This window comes from Halobacteriovorax sp. RT-2-4 (assembly GCF_047085445.1).
Classification (GTDB): domain Bacteria; phylum Bdellovibrionota; class Bacteriovoracia; order Bacteriovoracales; family Bacteriovoracaceae; genus Halobacteriovorax_A.
The window spans coordinates 1,665,010-1,684,005 of record NZ_JBKIXY010000001.1; the positions used below are offsets into that span (position 1 = coordinate 1,665,010).

Sequence of the window (18,996 nt, forward strand, 5' to 3'; positions counted from 1 at the left end):
ACTACTTTGTATAATCGATATATTCATCGTCTCTATTTATATCTAGGGTAGAGCAATGTATCCCACCACCAAATATTTCACAATTCTCTAATCTAACAGGATGAGGTTTAAAACCATGCTTATCTAAAAGTTCAATGACATTTACAGCACTTTCACTTACTAAAACATTTTCTTCATCAACACTTACTATATTGATATCCATCCCACGTGTACTTGCAAGTTGAATATCGATATCCGTTTTACCGGATTCAATAACTGGCTCTGCCTTATAGTCATCAGGAAATAAACAATCCCAATTTTTAAATTTATCAGGCAAGAAATCTTTTATATTTCGATACTTAGGATTTACTAAAAATGTACCAGGCTTAAGGCAAACGAGAACACCATCAATATGATTATCCGCTACATTAACAATATGGAAATCACTCTCGGGAAAAAATGACTTCACCCACTCAAGTCCTAGATAGTGATTATAAGAATTAACATTCACAATGACATCTTTCCCAATACGTAGAAATTGTGCTCCATCAATGGCCATTGTATATTTAGAACGATCAAAATTTTCATAATCTCTTACTGAATCCCAAGGACTTAAATCCATAGTTTCTTCAATTAACTTATTGTGTGGTGAGCGAATCCATTTTCCACCGCGTCCCCCATCAAATAATCCGTTGTACACATTATACAAAAGGGTATTTTCAAAAAATCGATTTCTTACATAAGTTGGAGTTTCGATAATATAGTCACGATATACCAAAGATACATCACGTACATTACTGGCACTTGAAAGCTCTGTTTTATAATCAGGCGTTTTAATTGTTACGACCTGCCCCAATCGCTCAGGACGATATACTTCAATACCAAGTCTCTCAAAAGTGTTTGCCAAATCATCGAGCTGTTTGTTTCGTTTTAATAAAAGATCATGATTCACATAGTATTCTTGACCTGCATGTTCTAGCCTGTCATATACTGCATGTGTTAAATTTTCTCCGTAGAAGTGCTGGAAAGTAAAATCAGCGATACGCTTACTAATCTCAAGTTCTCGTCCAACAATTATAGAGTTTAACTTACCAAATGAGGTATTACTTTTAATCACGAAATATCCTTAATACTTTCTAAATCATCATATTCAAAATCATTCATATAAAAATCACAATTGAGTTTACACTGCGTGGTATTTCCTAGAGCTTGATAGCAGTTACAAAATTCTTTTGAAAATTTTATAAAATCAGAAAAAAACTCAAAAGTACTCTCATATGAATAGATATTTACTGGTTTTACTTCTGTACTTGCATAAATAAAAGAAACGCACGGATAACAACTTCCATCAGAGTTGATATAAATTCTTTTAAACCAGGGCATAACAGGCTTTGAATACTTCTTATCATAAAGAAAATCCATATTCCCTTTAACACTTCTCTTTCTTGGAGGCTTAATTTTTCTCGTAACTAATGTAGTATCTCTAAATAATAAATCCAGGCCAAATTTTTTATTTATTAATTCCGCAGTTTCAATTGCATATTCTTCGTTAAGTTCATGCCTAGAAAAAATTGGTTCAATATTTAAAAAGTTTTTTGTTTGTTCAATATTACTTAAAACTTTAGTAAAACTACTTCCACAACGTGTTAGTTCATGTATCTCTTGTCTTGGTCCGTCAATGGCAACCTGAAAGACCATGTTTTTATATTTTTTTAGTTTATCCACATCGAGACTGAGTAGGTTTTCCCCATTAGTTGCAATAAGGATATCTTGTGAGAAATTTTCCCCCAATGAAATGAGGATATTATTAATATCACTATGCTCTAATGGTTCACCATCATTACCACAGACAAAAACTTCTTTAGGGTTAAATTTTTTGATTATAGGCAGGACTTTTGAAAAATCGAGCTCTCTTCTATTTTTATGACCAGGATTAAGGCTTGGACAACCCTGGCACTGTAAATTACAGCTATTATTTAAACTAAGTTCTATGAATTCAACAAACTTATTATATTGCATTATAGAATCTCAAGCTCCCACATATCCATTAGTCGCTTGCAGTTCTTTTCACAAATTTGACAACATTCATATTCGAAATTTTGAATTTTTTTATAATCAAGATCCCACTTTTCTAAGCGACTTTCTTCAAGCCATACATAACATGGAAAGACTGTACCATGCTGATCAATATGAATACTTTTATTGTGAAATGAGCGACAATCGATATCATAATCTTTACTACCACTAACTTTCTCGCCCCATTTCTTCTTGGCCGAGTTTATAATGACATCATACTTTCTCTTAAGTTCAGGCGTAATAAGCATTTTATCGAGATTAAAAGGGTTCTTATATACCTCTGTTTCTCGGCGATACAATGTTTGCGTCAAATTGATATTACTAAACTCATTTAAAAGTTCATCCATACTTCCATTTTCAAGATCTTCAGCATTGTAATCGAATAAGATATGTTGGATATAATCAATTCCATAGGGATTTGTTTCACGAAAGGCCTTCGCATTGGCCCTAATATTAGCAAGACTAGTATTAACTCGATAGATTTCGTGAAGCTCTTGTGTTGAACCACAAACTGTAAAGTAGACACTATCATCAGGACCTAATATCGTACCTAACTCGGCCCACCATTCAGGATTGTGAGTGTCACCATTTGTACATATTTCGATTGCGATATCTCTTTTTCTTAAATAACGACAAAGATCAAAAATAGAGCGATATAATGTTGGTTCAGAGAAAGCACCTACCAAATGTACATACTTTGCATTTGGAAACTGATCTAATTGATTAGTAATCTCATTCAAGTGTCTCTCATTATATTTAACTTCAATATGCTTATAGTTACGAGCACACAAAGGACACTTTGCATTACAAGTACCTGTGAGATCAATTTCAATTCTCTCACTACGAATAAGGGCATCATTACTAGCAGACAAAGTCTAACTCCATTACATCAATTAATTTTTGAATTCTTCTTTCACATTTAAAACAGTCTTTAAATTTAAAACTTAATACTTCACCATAATCAAATACTTCTCCAGAAAAATGTTGTGGTTCCTCATATTCAGCATGGCCATAACAAGGTGATATTTGTCCAAATTGATCAATATAAATTTTACGATCTCTAAGACTCATGCATTTTATTTCAATATCCTCACTCTCACCTGGTGATGGTTTTATATTAAATAAAGCATCAATCGCTCTTTTTCTTTCATCTTCAGGACGTATTAAATCCTTATCAAAGGATTTTACATACTCATTAAATGTTCGCTGTCCTTCAGTGTCGACATTAAAAGTTTTACTAAAGCGGGCAATTATGTTCTTCATCGCCTCGCTTTCATAATCTTCACGATTATATTTGAACATAATATGCTGTATATGATCGATCCCTTCTTTATTTGTCGAAATAAATCCTTGATGATTATCCAAGATATCTTGAAGTTTACTACCTACACGATATTTTTCGTGTAGCTCTTGTGTTGAGCCACAAATAGTAAAATAAATGCGATCATTTGATGATAGTATCTCTCCTAGTTCGGCCCACCATTTGGGATTATGAGTACTACCATTTGTAAATAGTTCGATAGCAACACCACGTTCGACTAAGTATCGACAAATATCTTTAACTTCAGGATGAAGTGTTGGCTCAGATATATTTCCGGCCATGTAAAAAACTTCAAGATTAGTGAAGGTATCTAATTGTTCTTTTATTTGCTCATAGCTTCGTACATTACGTTTTAATAAATGACCCGCATGTGCGTAGTTTCTTGTACACAGAGGACAGCGTAGATTACAAGTACCCGTTAGATCCATTTCAAGCTCTAAGATTTCACTACGATGTAATGTCGTCTGTTTACAGCTCATTACCCCATCCTCTCTAAACCTATATCTTCTAGCATTTTTGTCGTCATGGCTTCACACTCATAGCAGAAGTCATATTTAAATTGATTAATTTTTGAATAATCTAAATTAAATTTCTCACCAACATTATAGATACGATAGAGAAAGCATGGAAAGATTTCACCCCATTGATCAATGGCCACAAATTTCTCTTCAAGACTTTTACAACGCATCTGACATTTAATTTCACCAGATTTATTTCGTTCGTAACGTCTCTTAGCATGACGAGAAATTAGGTTATAACTTTTTGCCAAATCTGCAGTTAATGCAATGTCATTATTTTCATCTTTAATAAAACCAAATCTTTCATTGTATGGAAGAGTATTAATATTATACTCACGACTAAAGCGAGAGCGAATCTCTTTCATCGCATCACTTTCAAAATCTTTAGCATTATATTCAAACATGATGTGCTGTAGATAATCGATATCGTACTTACATCCTTCTTTAAAAGCTGCATGATTGTCTAACACTTGTTGAAGATTAGAACGAACACGATATTTTTCATGTAGTTCTTGAGTTGATCCACAAATTGTAAAGAATACGTGATCTCTAGGACTCATCATCGAACCAAGCTTTCGCCACCAATCTGTCGTATGTAGAGAAGCATTCGAATAAAGCTCGACTTCAATTTCACGACCAATTAAATATTCCATTATCGTGAAGAATTCTTTATGGAGTGTTGGCTCAGAAATCATTCCGGCCATACAGCACATCTTAATATTTGGGTATTCATCAAGTTGAGCAATAATCTCACTTGCTGGTCTTTCATTATATTTAACTAAATGCTTAGCATTTGAATAACTTCGTGAACAAAGTGGACAGTCGAGATTACATGTTCCTGTCAACTCGAGTTCTATTTCAAGAATATCTTCTTTTGCTAATGAATTTGGTAATTTTTCCATAACTTACCTACTTATAGTCACACTCTGGATAATGGCCACGACGATAATGTTGTACATCATCAATTTTATCACCATCAACAGGATAGACCTTTTGTACATTTGAAATTTTCTTTTCTACGCCATCACATACAAAAAAGTACATACAATTAAAACACTCCTTACCTTTTGTGTACGTGTGCTTTCTCTTTTGAGCGGCAACTTCGAAATATTCTTTTGTATCGAGAACCTTCTCTTCAATTTTCTCCACATCGTAAGCATAAATATTCCAGTCATTACGATCATAAATATGCTGATAAACACCAACGACATATTTCTCATACCCCTGCATAAAACAAAATGGGATATAGCGGACATTAATTTGAATACTATTGTTGAGACTATCAATGGCCTTTTTAATATATTTACTTAGATGTTCATAACTTTGTGACTCAAGTCGATCAGCATCTTCCCAATAATTAAGAGGAAGGAAGTTTAATTGATAAGGCATGATCTTATTGATTAATTCGACATATTCATTGAGTAGTTCTGCATTCTTATCAGTTACAGTACAGTTTATACGAACCCTAATGCCTATTTCTTGGCAATTTGAAATGGCCTTTAGCATTTTTCGAAAGGCACCCTTTCTTCCAACAATTGAATCATGATTTTCTTCATTAACTCCGTGAAGACTAAAAAGTAATTCCGTTAACCCATGTTCTTGCGATTTTTTACAGAATTCTAAATTTGCAAACTTCGCACCATTAGTAAGTGCTGAAATATTTGTAAAACCAAGCTCATTACAATAATCCAAGATGGCAAACCAATCTCGGTGGACTGAACTTTCTCCACCACTAAGATCAATTTCTCGCATTCCACAGTTATAGATTTTTTGTGCTCTTTTTTTAATAGTTTCTAATGGAGTCACTTTATCGAGATCATCAAGATAATAGCAAAAGTAACATTCATAATTACAGAATGTTCCCGTATCGAGCTTTGCTCTTTTATTGAATTTGTCATTTATTAGCCTCAAACCTGAATGGCTAAAAATATTATAATCCAATATGTGCTCCCAAGATTTCTAGTATGGGATCTCCCTCTTTTAAGAATATCGATTCAAAGTCATTGTCGATATCCCACTTTCTCCAGTAGAGGCCTTTATCTTCATCCCAGTAGTCTATATTATAATACACAACCTCTTTTTCAAAAAATTTACATTCTGCAATCATGCGAGGACTGCAATCAAACTTACGTGGGACGGGCGTATAGATATATCTATCAAACTTTTCAAATAAGTCTGGAATTGGCATTTCCGGGAAGTCAAAACGCTCAGAAAGGCCTTCTAAACGTCCTTCAGGTCGATTTTCCCTATTAGTTAAGCATATGAAATCACCATCAAATTGCTCAAGGAGCTCCAAGTACATCTGATCCGGAATATTTCGACAATTTTTTGTGCCATACAACAAGTTACAACGATTTGATTTTGCAGGCTTTTTAAGACGATCAAAATTGATACGTTTTTTGTAATCAATAGCATTCTTACAATCACGATAAATACGGGCATCTTGTAAGATATAAACATTATCTTTATCGTTATCTTGAAGTTCTTTATCACCACAGGCGAAGTGAAAGATCTTTTGTGCAAGAATATGTTTTCCCATAAGTGATTTAGCACCACCATCAGTAAAGAGAATATTATTAGCGTGTACTAAATTAGGACGATTAACAAATATTGTATCTTTTTCAAGTTGCAACAGCTCTTCATTTGAAATGATGTATTTACCAACAACAGAATCTCTAAATGTAGGCCAATCAATATCTTCACAAAGAAGAATTCCAACTCGCATATAATCTTTCAAAAAAAGATAGTAATCAATAACCTCGTATGTATGTCCACATAGGCCATGATTATTTGCACTCCAGCTATATGTTAACCAGAGATCATAATTTTCTTTATCTAATCTAAGAATCATATTAATCCAAAAAGTCTTGAATTAACTTATCTTCATCCGTTAAGTGATAAGCTTCAAATCCATTTAATAAGATATCATTATATCGCATATTTACGGAGTCTTGAATAACACTCTTAAAGATTTCGACCTTCTTCTTATAATAAAGGCTTTCGGGAACAAGACGATTATTTGTATCAACTTTACCAGATTGGTAATACAACATTGTATCAAATTTCTCGTGTAAATTTTCGTGATGCTTATTAGCGATTTTATAAATTAGTTTTCGATCCCTGTAGAGCTCAGGTATCACAACATTTGTATAGTCTAGAGATGGCGTATTAACAAAGACATAGTTATCAACTGTATTAAGATCTTTATAATTTCCAAACGAGAATTTTAAAAGTTCTTGCTCATCAAAATTTTGATATTCATAGAATCCGTAATACTTGACCTTTTTCATCCCATAACGTCGCATTTCATGGCCTTCATTTGAAAAAACCACCAGGTCACATGGAATTGTTTCTCCAAGAAGTTTAAGCGTATGAATATCAAGAATCATACAACGCTTAGGCTTTAATTTAAAAATATCATAAACACTATTAGTAACGAGAAAGTCAGAAATATATTCATCCGGAAAATGGTATCTTTCTTTGAAAACACTAATCCAGTTGATTCTTTCTTCTTGGGTGCAGTTATAGAGGACAAATTTCACATCACTGCTTCGAGCTCTTGAGAATAAGAAATACTCGAAGCAGTAAAATAATGTTCCATTTACTTTACGGTGATCTTTTTGCGAATAGAGAATAATTCTAGAAGAATGTTGAATAATAATCCTCTAAGAACTTATTTGTAAGCTCGTCGATTTTATCAGTACACTCTTCTTCGTTAACGATTTTTCTAAAGTGATCAAATTTCTTATTAAGAGCACTGATTCTTTCAATCTGATCGCGCATATTCAGGTAATCTTCTAATTTTTGAATAAGTTCTTCATTACCTGTTTCTAAGATTTCTAAATATTTTGACTCGCGGTTTTCAGCAGTAATAAAGTAGCCCTTATCGCAAAGCTCATTATTTAAACACATATAGCTATAAAAAGTATAACCACTTACAGAAGCAAGATCCTGCGTTACGACCATACGGGCCTTTTTAATTGCGGACTCTCTTGCAAAATTATAATCGTTAGCATCACCTTCGATAATTTTGATTTCATGAGGCATTACTTCATTAAATTCAATTGGCTTTGCAATTCTTACTTCATAGCCTTCTTCTAAGGCCCTTTTGATAAGAGAAGCAGATACTGCTGAAAGATTTAATAACTTCTCATGTCTTTCAATAGGATCAAGGGTATGAGGATAAACATTCGTTACATACCAGTGCGATCCACGATCCTCTACAGAAGCTACATCATATAACATCATAATTAATTCCTTTTAAATCTAATAGTGACATCCACAATTATTGTGACATGAACATACAGCATTACAATTACAATCAGAGTTACAAATACAATCTGCTCTAATTGTATTATAGTAATTCAATAATTCTTGTACATGTGATCTAACAACTTTTTGTCCATACTTATTCCATGTTCTCGCTCCCGATGAACCACCAGCAGTAGGATCATCCGCGGTACGAGGTCTATTATCGGCCGGAGAAACACCTGTTGGTGCTGGCGTATAACTTACAGTTGAATCATTATTAGGAGAAAGGTCATTAATCTCGTTATTCATTGATGCTGATGCGGCATTTGTAATTCTAACACCAACACCAAGTGACGCCGAAGGAGTTCCTGGATTATAAAAAGGGTGTACACGATATCGTGCTAACTCCGCAGCTATATTATTTCTTAAGTTAGTTATATGACTACTTAAAACTTTATTACCCGTCGCAACTCCAGTACTTAGGGTTACACCTCTATTTGACGTACAAACACCTCGGTGCCCTGAACAAGTAGCTGTTCCTGTATTGTGAAAGGTACAGTGTCCACCACTACATGCCATTTGTGACCTCCTTTTCAATATACTCTTCTGTAGTCATTACACCAACAGAGTATATATGCTTCTGTACAGCTCGATCAATCTCACCAAAAGTTTTAAAGAAACCACATAATTCGTTAACCCAATTATCAGTCCATTTTTCAAAAAAGTCTGTTTTTTCACTCTTCTCGTGACTTGCCACAGGACAAATCATACAAGTAGTTGCAACACAATCCTGACAATCTTTGTGAATCTTCTTAAGTGGTTCTTCAAATTTTTGCGTATATGCACTTATTTTTTCAACAAATGCATCATCATTGATATCGCTATAAGCTAACTCTTCCTTATGTTTTGAATAAATCGCTCCGTGACAAGCATAGAGATTTCCACGTTGATCAATAGCGGCCATATTATAACCTGCAGAACAATGCTTGCGGTTATCTTCACCACCAAACCAAGAACATAGGTAGCGACCATTTTCTTTATAGAACTCGATTTCTCTTTTTGCTATTTTTAAAAACTCTGCCCTAAAAACCTTGATGGCATCTTTTTTCTCATCAAGAGAAAATTTTGTAATATAGTCAATCGTTGGAGAATAACTAATATTAATATCTTTTGATACCTTCCAAAGAAGCTTTTGAATGTCATGATAATCTTCCCAACATGAATAAAGATTCTCCATACTATCAATAGGAAGAGTTGCCTTCATACTTACATTAATCCCAAGATTAGCAAGCTCATAAAGGTTATTAATAACATGATTACTCGAAGGCTTTTTATTCTTCATTAAACGATAGCTGTCATTAACGGCACGGCCATCATAGGAAACCTGTACATGAAGTTTGCTTGTATCTACATTTTCAATAATCTTTCTCATATTGTGAATATTGAAAGCATTAGTATAAAGGTGAAAGTCAACATTATCGTGGTCACGATAATTGTTCATCAACTCAATAATGAAATTAGGGTTAAGAGTTGGCTCTCCACCCCAAAGAGATATGTTTAAACCATCATATTTTTCTTGGAACCAATTTTTATCCGCAAGGATACTATCAATTCTTTTAAAGATAACAGGAAGCTCATTATCAAGACGAGCCTTATCGACTTTTTCACCTTCGAAACAATAAGTACAATTTAAGTCACAAAGTGCCGACGTTGTAATTTCTAAAGTAAAGAAATTCTTTGCATATCTTTTTTTAGCTTTTGCTGGATTTTCAAAATTATAAGCGACCATTATTCTATCTCCACGTTAAGGATTTCATCTAGAATTCCGTCCAACTTTTCATCTGATACTTTCTCAACTTCTGGCTTTATCATTGAAAGAATTTCATCTGCTTCGAGCATTAGCCTTTCACCATATTCTGGTGAAATTGGCATCAAATGTTTACCCGCTTCAAATAAATGTTCAGCCGCCAAAAACATACTGCGATTTAGAGCTTTAAGATTCATACACTTCTCTTTTCAAGATTCTAGTAAAATATTCATTAGACCTAATTTCAGAAATCATGCGTTGTATTTCCTTATAAAAATGGCGATACATTATGCAAATATTTTCAATAGGTCCTTCGTTCTTAATGTTCTCATATAAACAACCTTTTCTACAGAATTTTTTTACACTACAGCTCTCACAAGCGGCCATATTCTTATATTCTGGGATTTTTAAATAAAGGTCGTCATCTTTGAAGCGATTACAGGCAATTAGCTTATCTTCTGAAAAAGATAAATGAGTGTCTCCTGCTCCGCAATAATCAATCGTTATATCTTTGGCCGTATAGCGAAGAATGTGTCTTAAGTAAGTGAGAATTATTTGTGGCATCTCGACATCATCAACATTTTCAATATACCAATCAACAAGCTCACTAAATCCTTTGTTTACATCATTTGCACTCTCATAGGTCCAAACATCAACATCTCTAATGAGAGTAAGATCAGGATTTAGATTTAAAACTTTTTTGATAAAGAGATGATTCTCAAGAAGATTACTATTTCCTGCATAAATCATGGTGTGACAGCTTAAATCATTAAGTTGTTTAATAAGCGGAAGCTTCTTTTCATATAAGTAACTTGTTGCGCGATTATCATGCTGTTTACGATTGATATCTTGCCATAGTCCATCATATGAAAGAGAAACTCGAATGTTATTTTCATTTAAAAAATCGACTTTCTCTTGATCTAATAGCAGACCGTTCGTTGGCATATAGAATTGAATATTATCTTCATTTTTTAATTCTTCAGTTACTCGAACAATCTTATCCCAATGAAGAAGAGGTTCGCCACCGTAGAAATCAACCTGAATTAACTCATCAGGATTTTCAGCGCGAACCTTCTTATATGATTCAAAAAATAAATCTGTATTGATTGATTTCTTGGAAAGCTTATCAACATTGCAGTAACTACAACTTAAGTTACAAGCTTCCGAAAAAGCAATTGATAAGACTATCATAGTAGACCTTTTATTACTTAACTTTTACCCAATGACGGCCATCAACTTGAATCTCAATATTACCATCACCGAATGTATCTTTGTGTTCTTTTTTCTTATAAATAGCAACTAATCTTTCAGGATAATCACGTTTCTCTTCAAGAGACATTTCCGTTAAGTTTCCATTTTCATCATTTGTTAATGGTGTTCCACACGGGTACTCATCGTCAACATAAGCAAGAACCCAACCTCCAATGGCTATAGGGACTTCAAGACCTGCATTACCTTTTCCAACACCAAAACCAAAAGTATCTGACGCAATACCAATAACACTTAATTGGCATCTTTCAGAGCATATACGTGCACCTTCAATAGTATCGTAATAACACTTTCCAGGGATTAATTCATCATTAAGAAGCTGATAATCTGCAACATCATTCCAAACAGCATTCCATACTCTGGCACCTCTTACATCACCTGTTGCTGTAATAGAGCCACCATTTGTGATATTTCCACCTGCATTAATATTTGAACCTACACTTAAGTTACGAGCAGCACGAATATCCAATCTTGCAACTAGGTGATTATAAGCAACAAAACTTCCACCTGAATAGTAAAGGTCAGGTCCTGTTACACTAGCTGTCGAAAATGTCGCCGTATTAAAATTTGTTAACGTACCATTTCTTAAAGTCATAACCGTATCCTCTAATAAATAATTTTCTGTATTTTTATAAATCTATTATATAATAGTATCATGAAACGAAGAAATTTTATTTTATCTACAATTTTCTCGCTATTTACCTACAAATCAATTGTACACGCATTTTCGCGTTCCAAAGTAATTGACTCAGGTAACATCCTAATTTCCAATGATTTTGGTACATGTGTAACTTTAAAATCGGGAATGAATTATAAACTTCCTGAGAATCCAACGAGCGTAAAATCTTGTATTCACTTTAAGGTCGTTAAAAGTAAATTATCACAAACGCCAACAGTAAGTAGTAATAAACATATGATTGCCAATAATACGGGCCAATTTGTTATTGATAAGAATGTAGATCTTGATAAGTCACGTTTTTTTACACTTCAGTATATTAACGAGAAGATTGGCTGGATTCTTTTTTCTTAGGAAAGCAAAAAATTAAGCCTAGAAGAATTATATTTGATACAAACTCAATCTTCATAACTGCAACAGTCAGTAAATGAAAGGCAATTATTAACAGCGCCCAAATGTATAAAGCCGACTTTTTCTTAAAGTATAAGATTAGACCACTCAGTTCTAAGAAAACGATAAGTAATCCAAAAATAAAGAATATAAACGTTGGTACTTGATCTAAAACTGGCCAGCTATAACCAATACTAGAATTATAATTATATATAATTTTATGTAAGCCATTTAAATGAAGATAGCCTTGTCCTTCGGAAAAGAAACTTGTGAGAGAATAAAAAACCTTCCAAAACCCAGACATAAAATATACTAGAACAGTTAGAAGTTTAGATAAATTTAGAACATCATAACTTGGATCTTTATTATTATTTTCAAAAATCAGAATTATCGAAATATAAAGCCATAAGAATAAATCGTGGTCGATATCAGCACCATTTGTCATTCCTATTATTAAAAAGAGTAATATTGAATAGAGAATACGAAAATATTTTCGACAACAATCACTTATGGCCCCAAATGTAGAGATAGTCCATAAGCATAAAATTGGAAAAAGAAAACTTACTGGAAGAAATGAAGATATCCAATTTGTTTGTTTTTGAGATGGAAAACTCTCATATAAAAACATGCTGATAATTGAAAATGTCATTAAGTAGAATATCTGAGAGAAACTACTAATCATTTAATTAGTCCTCGACACACTAAAGAGATTCCAACTAAAAAATGGATAAATATTTCCACGATAACCAAATATTTCGCAAATGATTGAAATCGAAATAAAGGCCGAAACAATTATGACTTCAATCTTTTTCACTAGGCGATTACCTCAAAGAAATCAGGAAACGACTTCTCGACACAATCCTTATTTTCAAGATTTCCACCGCCGTTAACCAATTGGTAGAGGTAAGAAACCATAACCATACGATGATCACGAGGTGGTACAATATCAACAATTCGTCCATCTGGCTTGGTACCTATAATCTCTAGAAAATCTTCTGCTTCATTATAGTGATGTTCGATATCGTAAAGTTCCATTAAGTCCATTACAGCACTTAAGCGATCTGATTCTTTATGAATTAAGACTTCAACACTTCTAATAATTGTTGCTCCATTAGCATATGAAGCAAGGAAACATAATGTCGGTATAAGATCCGGACAATCACGACAATCGATCTCAAATCCATTTAGATTATCCATTCCATTAAAGAGTAAACCATTTGATGTGAAGTCAAATTGACCTCCAAGCTCCTCTAGTAAACCAATAAACTTACTATCTGCTTGAAAACGGTCGATACCTTTACAATTTTCAACGAGCACAGGGCCTGTTAAACACCCATAAGCTAATGGATAACCAAGAGAACTAAAGTCCACAGGAACCTCAAAGACTTGCTCACCATTTTTAAATCGTTCAATTAAATTTAGAGTCATGTCCCAATATGGGCGACTCGTTGTTAAGTTAACTGGCTCAACATCAATATCACGTGGAGATAAGGCCATAGCAAGACCTGTAGCAAACTGCGTTGATCGACTACAGTCAACTTCATAGACTCCTCTAGAAATACTTATTGGACCTTGGATTTGAAACCATGTTTTTTCATCACGTGTTACAACTGCATCAAGATCATCTAAGACACTTACTAATTCATCCATGGGTCTTTCAAACATTTTTTCACTTGGAATAAGGCTATATTTATTTTTTCCAAGTGCAAGAAGTGGAATAATAAAACGATTTGTCGTTCCACCATCACCGGAGTAAAGTTCGACCACATCTTCCGTCTCGATCTCACACTCTGGAAATGATCCACGAATAATAATTCCATCTTCTGCTTTTTCAATTGTAAGGCCAATACTTTCTAGGCAGCTTAGCATATTAACAACGTCTGTTGATTCAGGCATGTTAATGAGTTGAATGTCTTGTGGATATATTGCTGCAAGCACAAGAGCTCTATTGGCAAAAGATTTTGATGAAGGTACTTTTATTTTCTTTATATAACTCTTAGATGAGCCTGCACCATTTGCATAGGCCAATAGGTGTTGTCTAATATCATCTAAAGATACCGTTTGAATTGACGGAGAGCCAATACCATTTGGTAGAATCACTTCAATTGTATTACGACTTATTATCTTTTTATCTTTTGCGATGAATTCCATCATTTCATCAACTGGAAGTGAATCCTCCCAAGGACACATCAAGGCATCCAGCCCAAAAATACTTGAGAATTGATTTAAGAATTGGCTTTCTTCATCTCTGTGAAAAACATTAAAAATTAACTTAAGGCCCCAATAAACGGCTACACCATGCGGAAGTTCATAAACCTTTTCAATTGCATGACCTAGAGTGTGACCTAAGTTTAATACTTTTCTTATTCCACCTTCTTTGAAATCTTGCTCAACAATTTCTTGCTTATACTTTGCACAACGAAGTGTGATTTCATCAAAGCTTGCTTCATTATTAATCAAATTAAAAACTTGCTCATCAAGAAAGTAGTATTTTGCCAATTCTCCCAGACCCGAAATAAAGTCGTCTTCCGCAAGTGTTTCCAAAAATTTTGCACAGATATAAACTTTCTCTGGAAGATGGAATGCACCTATTAGGTTTTTTCCGTATTTTGAATTAACTGCAACTTTTCCACCGATACTTGCATCAATCATTGATAGAAGTGTCGTTGGAATAACACTCCACTTAATTCCACGAAGCAATAATGAAGCAACTAGGCCCGCAAAATCAGAACATGCGCCACCGCCAATAGCAACAAGATGAGCTCCACGATGTACACCCTTTTCAATAAAGAACTCACATGCCCTTTCTACTTCAGAGATATTCTTGCAATCTTCACCAGCAGGTGCAATATAGATTTCAATCCCCTCTCGAACATCGATGAGATCAAGATAAAGACTATTAATATTAGAATCGAGCACAACGAGAATTCGATCAGAGTCAATCTCATTTAGGATTTTATTAACATCATTAATTTCATCAAATAACTTTATTTCTGACAAATTATACCTCGTACGCCTTCTGTCTTAAAAAATGATCGGCCAATACTACCCTAACCATTGACTCTACGACAACAACAGCTCTTGGTAGAATACAAGGATCATGACGTCCCTCTTTAGCATTTGCTCCAACAGTCGATGTTGGCTTGAAAGTTAAATCAAGATTGATCATTTCACCATTACTGATTCCGCCCTCGATTCCACCAAAGTTAGCACTATTAGAGCTTACTTCTTGTCCACTCATATCTGCCATCTTAGAACCTGCACCAAAAGAGAATGCGACACAAGCTCCAATTGAAAGAACAGCTTTTGCAAGATCAGCTTTTAATTTATCAAAAGCTGGCTCACCTAGACCTACTGGACAATTTTCAATATTTACTGAAATTCGACCACCAATTGAGTCTCCTCTCGCCTTTAAATCTATTAAGTACTTTTCAATTTCAGCATCTTTCGATGGATCACCAAAGTTATATGTTCCAAGATTCTGTGGAAAACTCTTAATTATATTTTCACATTCAAATGGACCTAATTTTGAAATAAAAGTATTAACCTTAACTTGAGGTAAAACTAGGCTCGCAAAATACCCTGCAACAACACGGGCAACAGTTTCGCGTCCACTACTACGTCCTCCACCGCGGTGATCGCGAATACCATACTTTAAATCGTAAGTGCGATCAGCATGACCTGGGCGGTAGTTATCCTTTAATTTTTCGTAATCTTTACTTCTTTGATTTGTATTGCGAATAATAACGGCGATTGGAGTCCCTAAAGTTTTTCCCTCAAACACTCCAGAAAGAACTTCCGCTTGATCAGGCTCTTTTCTTGCAGTCACACCCTTTGAGCGTCCTGGTGCCCTCTTATCTAACATTTTTTGTAGATCTTCTAAATTAAAATCAAGTCCACTTGGAACACCATCTAAAACGACTCCAAGGGCCGGGCCATGTGACTCACCAAACGTGGTCATAGAAAACATTTTTCCGAATATACTTCCGCGCATTACAACTCCTGTTTCCCTATTATCGCCTCAAATAAACAAATATTCCAATCGCGACTGCTAGGTAAATATGTTATTAATTACAAATGGAAAACTTAAAATATCTAAAAGATGTCATGGATTTAGAAAAAGTCATTGAGGGCCTAGAGTCCGCGACAGACGAAGAGTTGAAAAGAATTGATTTTTTAAATAAACAACTAGACAACAAAACAGAGTTAAATGATCAACTTAGTGTGCAACTTACTGAAACAAAAGCAAGTTTAAGTTCTCTTGAGAAAGAACTCTTTGATACAGACAAGAAGCTAGATCAGGCAAAACAGAATTTAAGTTCTGTTACTAGCTCTCAACAAGAAGAGGCCATCCAAAAAACTATATCTTCCCTAGAAGAAGATTCAAATCAAAAGCAAGATACTATTTTAGAGCTACTTGAGAAAATTGAGGAAATTGAAACTGAAATTTCTAATACACAAGAGTTTATTAAAGGTGTTAACGAGACCATTTCAGAAATTAACGAAGAAGTTACACAAATAAAATTAAGAAATGACTCTAAAGTAAATGATCTCAATAAACAAATCGATGGCCTCCTAGACGAGGTAGGTATTCGTGCAAAAGACCTATACCTTAAAGCAAAAGTTAAAAATCATCACAGTGCTGCGACATTTCTTCAGGGAAATAGCTGTGGAAGTTGTCGTTTAACTTATTCTGCAGGTGAATGTAGTGAGTTTAATAGTGGAAAAGATTTAATTCTATGCCGAGGGTGTGGAAGATTGATTCTCCCTAGCACCCTGCGAACATTATAATTTTTTATTGAAAGTAATTACCAAGCTTTCCATAGATATCAAGTAAGCTAAAATATAACTTTTGGCGACGGCTGATATACTCAACAAATTTATTCTCTGTACTAATAAGTCTTTCTTCAGCTGAGATGACATTATCAAAGTCAGCACGCCCTCTTGAATAGAGCTTATTATACTCCTTAACTGATAGAGTCGCTAACTTGTGTCTCTTTAGAACTAAATCAATTGTCTTATCAATAAGACGAATCGTATTTTTAAGAGCTTCTAGCTGATTCTTTGTTCGAATTTTAGCTAGTCTATGTTGATACTCTGTATTTAGCTTATTAATTTTCGCTTCTTTTAAATTATTCTTTTCAACAGTCATACCAAGTGGGATCACAATCTGTAGACCAACTTCGGTAGCGTCATTATCAGAACCAAATGTACCATCACTAAATACATTCCCACTACCTGCTACAGTATAACTATTTGTCTTATATGCACCACTAAGCTCGATTGTTGGAAATACTGAGTTATCGTACTTTTCAATTGCACTTTCCAAAGCCTCTAGCTTCTTATTCAATGCTTGAATTGTCAGGTTAGAATCAATCTCTCCATCAGTAATTGGCTCCATTTTGATTTTTTCGATTTTATATAAATCTATATCTCTAAATGAATGGGCCCTCTCTAGTTTACTTTCTAATGACTTCTTGTAAGTTTCAAGTTGTGACTCAAGCTCTGCATGTTCCTCTCCAACAGAGTTCACAGAAGCTTGTGCAGAATAAAGATCTACTCTTTCCTTAAGTCCATCTCTAACTTGCTTTTGAACAAACTTAAGTCTCTTTTCAGCACGTTTCATCGCTTCATCTTTAAGCTGAATTAAAGTCTTTGTTTTCTTATAGTCATAATATGTTTCAATTAAGCCAAGAACATTTTGAGAAACTTCGGCATCGAATGCATACTTAGAAGAATAAACATTTTTTTCGGCAATTTTGATATCAGCATCGTCATTACGTCCAAAGAAGTTCTTTCCTAGATCCTGAGTATATGAAACTTCTTGGTTATAACCTTCATATTCAGTCCCACCACTAAAATCAATATAAGATCCAGTAATAGAAAACTTTCCCCCCCAAACATTTTCTTTCGATAGTTCAACTCCAGAGTTGAATGCTTTGTATGTGTTAACAAGATTTGGATTATTCGGGTTTGATATCAGTCCAACATCATCATGTTGAGCAAGAACACCTAAAGTCCATGGCCTCTTATCACCAGACTCAAGTTCTAGAGTAAGTTTTGAGAGTTCAAAGTTATAGCTAGCTTCTTTTACTTCTGTTGAATCTTTTAAATATTCACGTACATAATTTTTTAGATTTGCACTTGCTGAAAATGACACAAGAGCCAATAAAATATATTTCATCAATTCTCCAAGGCGATTGGCTATATAACTTATACGAATATAATTAAAAAAAGTTTTACCATACTCCCTTAGTCCATGACCAGAGGTGTAACAAGACTTTGACATTTGATGTGACATAGGGCATAAATTCGCAAAGAGTTAAGGAGACTATCGCTGGTTTATTATGCTTCGGTGTAATAGACGGGAGGAAAGTCCGGGCACCATATGGCAGCTTAGCGGGTAACGCCCGTCGGTCGTGAGACTAGGACAAGTGCAACAGAAAGGAAGTACAGGGGTTTGAACTCGATTGGGGTAGCTTCGGCCGGCCAATCAGTGAGAGATTCGTCTCACCTGCTGTAGTGAAAACAGGTAAACTCTAGGCGGTGCAAGCTTGAATAGGTCGACTCATGGGGTAGCCAGCCCTTGTTGACGGGTTAAGCGCTCGAGCCAGTGGGTAACTACTGGCCTAGACGAATGATAGTCCAATACAGGACCCGGCTTATACCTTAACTCTTTATGGGAGTGTATTGCTAACGCAATTCACTC

At 34.5% G+C, this 18,996-nt stretch carries 20 protein-coding genes and 1 other RNA gene; 3 read left to right on the forward strand and 18 right to left on the reverse strand.

Going from position 1 to position 18,996, the window contains the following annotated elements; genetic code table 11:
* Window position 1: 1 nt before the first annotated feature.
* The 14 genes from ACMAYL_RS07900 to ACMAYL_RS07965 all read right to left on the reverse strand — a co-directional run bounded on the left by ACMAYL_RS07900 (window position 2) and on the right by ACMAYL_RS07965 (window position 11,816).
* The gene (locus tag ACMAYL_RS07900) at window positions 2-1,096 is read right to left on the reverse strand and encodes a hypothetical protein (protein ID WP_103218772.1); all 1,095 of its coding nucleotides are present in this window, start codon (window positions 1,094-1,096) and stop codon (window positions 2-4) included.
* Window positions 1,093-1,998: a radical SAM protein gene (locus ACMAYL_RS07905; RefSeq protein WP_412470968.1), complete on the reverse strand. Its 906-nt coding sequence runs from the start codon at window positions 1,996-1,998 to the stop codon at window positions 1,093-1,095. Before ACMAYL_RS07905 ends, ACMAYL_RS07900 begins: the two co-directional genes overlap by 4 nt.
* Window positions 1,998-2,927, reverse strand: coding sequence for a radical SAM protein (locus ACMAYL_RS07910; protein WP_392990557.1), 930 nt, complete (start codon window positions 2,925-2,927; stop codon window positions 1,998-2,000). The genes ACMAYL_RS07905 and ACMAYL_RS07910 overlap by 1 nt, the downstream gene beginning before the upstream one ends.
* Window positions 2,917-3,855, reverse strand: a complete 939-nt coding sequence (locus tag ACMAYL_RS07915; RefSeq protein ID WP_412470969.1) for a radical SAM protein — start codon at window positions 3,853-3,855, stop codon at window positions 2,917-2,919. The genes ACMAYL_RS07910 and ACMAYL_RS07915 overlap by 11 nt, the downstream gene beginning before the upstream one ends.
* Window positions 3,855-4,796 (reverse strand): radical SAM protein, encoded by a 942-nt coding sequence (locus tag ACMAYL_RS07920; RefSeq protein WP_103218768.1) that lies wholly within the window; start codon window positions 4,794-4,796, stop codon window positions 3,855-3,857. The genes ACMAYL_RS07915 and ACMAYL_RS07920 overlap by 1 nt, the downstream gene beginning before the upstream one ends.
* 7 nt (window positions 4,797-4,803) lie before the next feature.
* Window positions 4,804-5,835 (reverse strand): radical SAM protein, encoded by a 1,032-nt coding sequence (locus tag ACMAYL_RS07925; protein ID WP_412470970.1) that lies wholly within the window; start codon window positions 5,833-5,835, stop codon window positions 4,804-4,806.
* Window positions 5,825-6,745 (reverse strand): hypothetical protein, encoded by a 921-nt coding sequence (locus tag ACMAYL_RS07930; protein WP_412470012.1) that lies wholly within the window; start codon window positions 6,743-6,745, stop codon window positions 5,825-5,827. Before ACMAYL_RS07930 ends, ACMAYL_RS07925 begins: the two co-directional genes overlap by 11 nt.
* Before the next feature lies 1 nt (window position 6,746).
* Complete coding sequence (locus ACMAYL_RS07935; protein ID WP_103218765.1) at window positions 6,747-7,436, reverse strand: hypothetical protein; 690 nt, start codon at window positions 7,434-7,436, stop codon at window positions 6,747-6,749.
* A gap of 97 nt (window positions 7,437-7,533) precedes the next feature.
* On the reverse strand, window positions 7,534-8,142 hold the full coding sequence (locus tag ACMAYL_RS07940) for a hypothetical protein (RefSeq protein WP_103218764.1): 609 nt from the start codon (window positions 8,140-8,142) through the stop codon (window positions 7,534-7,536).
* An 18-nt stretch (window positions 8,143-8,160) separates the two neighbouring features.
* Complete coding sequence (locus ACMAYL_RS07945; protein ID WP_103218763.1) at window positions 8,161-8,724, reverse strand: hypothetical protein; 564 nt, start codon at window positions 8,722-8,724, stop codon at window positions 8,161-8,163.
* The gene (locus tag ACMAYL_RS07950) at window positions 8,714-9,934 is read right to left on the reverse strand and encodes a radical SAM protein (RefSeq protein WP_103218762.1); all 1,221 of its coding nucleotides are present in this window, start codon (window positions 9,932-9,934) and stop codon (window positions 8,714-8,716) included. The genes ACMAYL_RS07945 and ACMAYL_RS07950 overlap by 11 nt, the downstream gene beginning before the upstream one ends.
* Window positions 9,934-10,149 (reverse strand): hypothetical protein, encoded by a 216-nt coding sequence (locus ACMAYL_RS07955; RefSeq protein WP_103218761.1) that lies wholly within the window; start codon window positions 10,147-10,149, stop codon window positions 9,934-9,936. Before ACMAYL_RS07955 ends, ACMAYL_RS07950 begins: the two co-directional genes overlap by 1 nt.
* Complete coding sequence (locus ACMAYL_RS07960; protein ID WP_103218760.1) at window positions 10,139-11,143, reverse strand: radical SAM protein; 1,005 nt, start codon at window positions 11,141-11,143, stop codon at window positions 10,139-10,141. The genes ACMAYL_RS07955 and ACMAYL_RS07960 overlap by 11 nt, the downstream gene beginning before the upstream one ends.
* 13 nt (window positions 11,144-11,156) lie before the next feature.
* A complete protein-coding gene (locus ACMAYL_RS07965) occupies window positions 11,157-11,816 on the reverse strand; it encodes a hypothetical protein (RefSeq protein WP_103218759.1) in 660 nt (219 codons plus the stop codon).
* A gap of 60 nt (window positions 11,817-11,876) precedes the next feature.
* Between ACMAYL_RS07965 and ACMAYL_RS07970 the strand changes: the two genes are divergently transcribed.
* On the forward strand, window positions 11,877-12,251 hold the full coding sequence (locus ACMAYL_RS07970; RefSeq protein WP_146037897.1) for a hypothetical protein: 375 nt from the start codon (window positions 11,877-11,879) through the stop codon (window positions 12,249-12,251).
* Here the strand turns inward: ACMAYL_RS07970 and ACMAYL_RS07975 are convergent.
* From ACMAYL_RS07975 to aroC, 3 genes are all read right to left on the reverse strand, one after another.
* Window positions 12,217-12,936: a hypothetical protein gene (locus ACMAYL_RS07975; protein WP_412470971.1), complete on the reverse strand. Its 720-nt coding sequence runs from the start codon at window positions 12,934-12,936 to the stop codon at window positions 12,217-12,219. The genes ACMAYL_RS07970 and ACMAYL_RS07975 overlap by 35 nt on opposite strands.
* A gap of 164 nt (window positions 12,937-13,100) precedes the next feature.
* The gene (locus ACMAYL_RS07980; protein ID WP_412470015.1) at window positions 13,101-15,287 is read right to left on the reverse strand and encodes a hypothetical protein; all 2,187 of its coding nucleotides are present in this window, start codon (window positions 15,285-15,287) and stop codon (window positions 13,101-13,103) included.
* A gap of 1 nt (window position 15,288) precedes the next feature.
* Window positions 15,289-16,281 carry a chorismate synthase gene (gene aroC, locus ACMAYL_RS07985; RefSeq protein ID WP_412470972.1) on the reverse strand — a complete coding sequence of 331 codons (993 nt, stop codon included), beginning with the start codon at window positions 16,279-16,281 and terminating at the stop codon, window positions 15,289-15,291.
* A gap of 83 nt (window positions 16,282-16,364) precedes the next feature.
* Between aroC and ACMAYL_RS07990 the strand changes: the two genes are divergently transcribed.
* Entirely contained in the window at window positions 16,365-17,078 is a 714-nt protein-coding gene (locus tag ACMAYL_RS07990; protein ID WP_392990536.1) for a zinc ribbon domain-containing protein, read from the forward strand.
* Window positions 17,079-17,082: 4 nt separating this feature from the next.
* Here the strand turns inward: ACMAYL_RS07990 and ACMAYL_RS07995 are convergent, their stop codons facing one another.
* Window positions 17,083-18,471, reverse strand: a complete 1,389-nt coding sequence (locus tag ACMAYL_RS07995; protein WP_158246923.1) for a TolC family protein — start codon at window positions 18,469-18,471, stop codon at window positions 17,083-17,085.
* Between the two features lie 134 nt (window positions 18,472-18,605).
* Here ACMAYL_RS07995 and rnpB point away from each other — a divergent pair.
* Window positions 18,606-18,968: RNase P RNA component class A (gene rnpB, locus ACMAYL_RS08000), an RNA gene on the forward strand.
* Window positions 18,969-18,996: the final 28 nt, after the last annotated feature.

Coding starts and splice junctions, on each gene's coding strand:
- ACMAYL_RS07975 (WP_412470971.1), bottom strand. CDS start 12,936: ATGACATTTTCAATTATCAGCATGTTTTTATATGAGAGTTTTCCATCT.
- ACMAYL_RS07965 (WP_103218759.1), bottom strand. CDS start 11,816: ATGACTTTAAGAAATGGTACGTTAACAAATTTTAATACGGCGACATTT.
- ACMAYL_RS07905 (WP_412470968.1), bottom strand. CDS start 1,998: ATGCAATATAATAAGTTTGTTGAATTCATAGAACTTAGTTTAAATAAT.
- aroC (WP_412470972.1), bottom strand. CDS start 16,281: ATGCGCGGAAGTATATTCGGAAAAATGTTTTCTATGACCACGTTTGGT.
- ACMAYL_RS07920 (WP_103218768.1), bottom strand. CDS start 4,796: ATGGAAAAATTACCAAATTCATTAGCAAAAGAAGATATTCTTGAAATA.
- ACMAYL_RS07955 (WP_103218761.1), bottom strand. CDS start 10,149: ATGAATCTTAAAGCTCTAAATCGCAGTATGTTTTTGGCGGCTGAACAT.
- ACMAYL_RS07940 (WP_103218764.1), bottom strand. CDS start 8,142: ATGATGTTATATGATGTAGCTTCTGTAGAGGATCGTGGATCGCACTGG.
- ACMAYL_RS07930 (WP_412470012.1), bottom strand. CDS start 6,745: ATGATTCTTAGATTAGATAAAGAAAATTATGATCTCTGGTTAACATAT.
- ACMAYL_RS07990 (WP_392990536.1), top strand. CDS start 16,365: ATGGAAAACTTAAAATATCTAAAAGATGTCATGGATTTAGAAAAAGTC.
- ACMAYL_RS07960 (WP_103218760.1), bottom strand. CDS start 11,143: ATGATAGTCTTATCAATTGCTTTTTCGGAAGCTTGTAACTTAAGTTGT.
- ACMAYL_RS07945 (WP_103218763.1), bottom strand. CDS start 8,724: ATGGCATGTAGTGGTGGACACTGTACCTTTCACAATACAGGAACAGCT.
- ACMAYL_RS07970 (WP_146037897.1), top strand. CDS start 11,877: ATGAAACGAAGAAATTTTATTTTATCTACAATTTTCTCGCTATTTACC.
- ACMAYL_RS07995 (WP_158246923.1), bottom strand. CDS start 18,471: ATGAAATATATTTTATTGGCTCTTGTGTCATTTTCAGCAAGTGCAAAT.
- ACMAYL_RS07915 (WP_412470969.1), bottom strand. CDS start 3,855: ATGAGCTGTAAACAGACGACATTACATCGTAGTGAAATCTTAGAGCTT.
- ACMAYL_RS07950 (WP_103218762.1), bottom strand. CDS start 9,934: ATGGTCGCTTATAATTTTGAAAATCCAGCAAAAGCTAAAAAAAGATAT.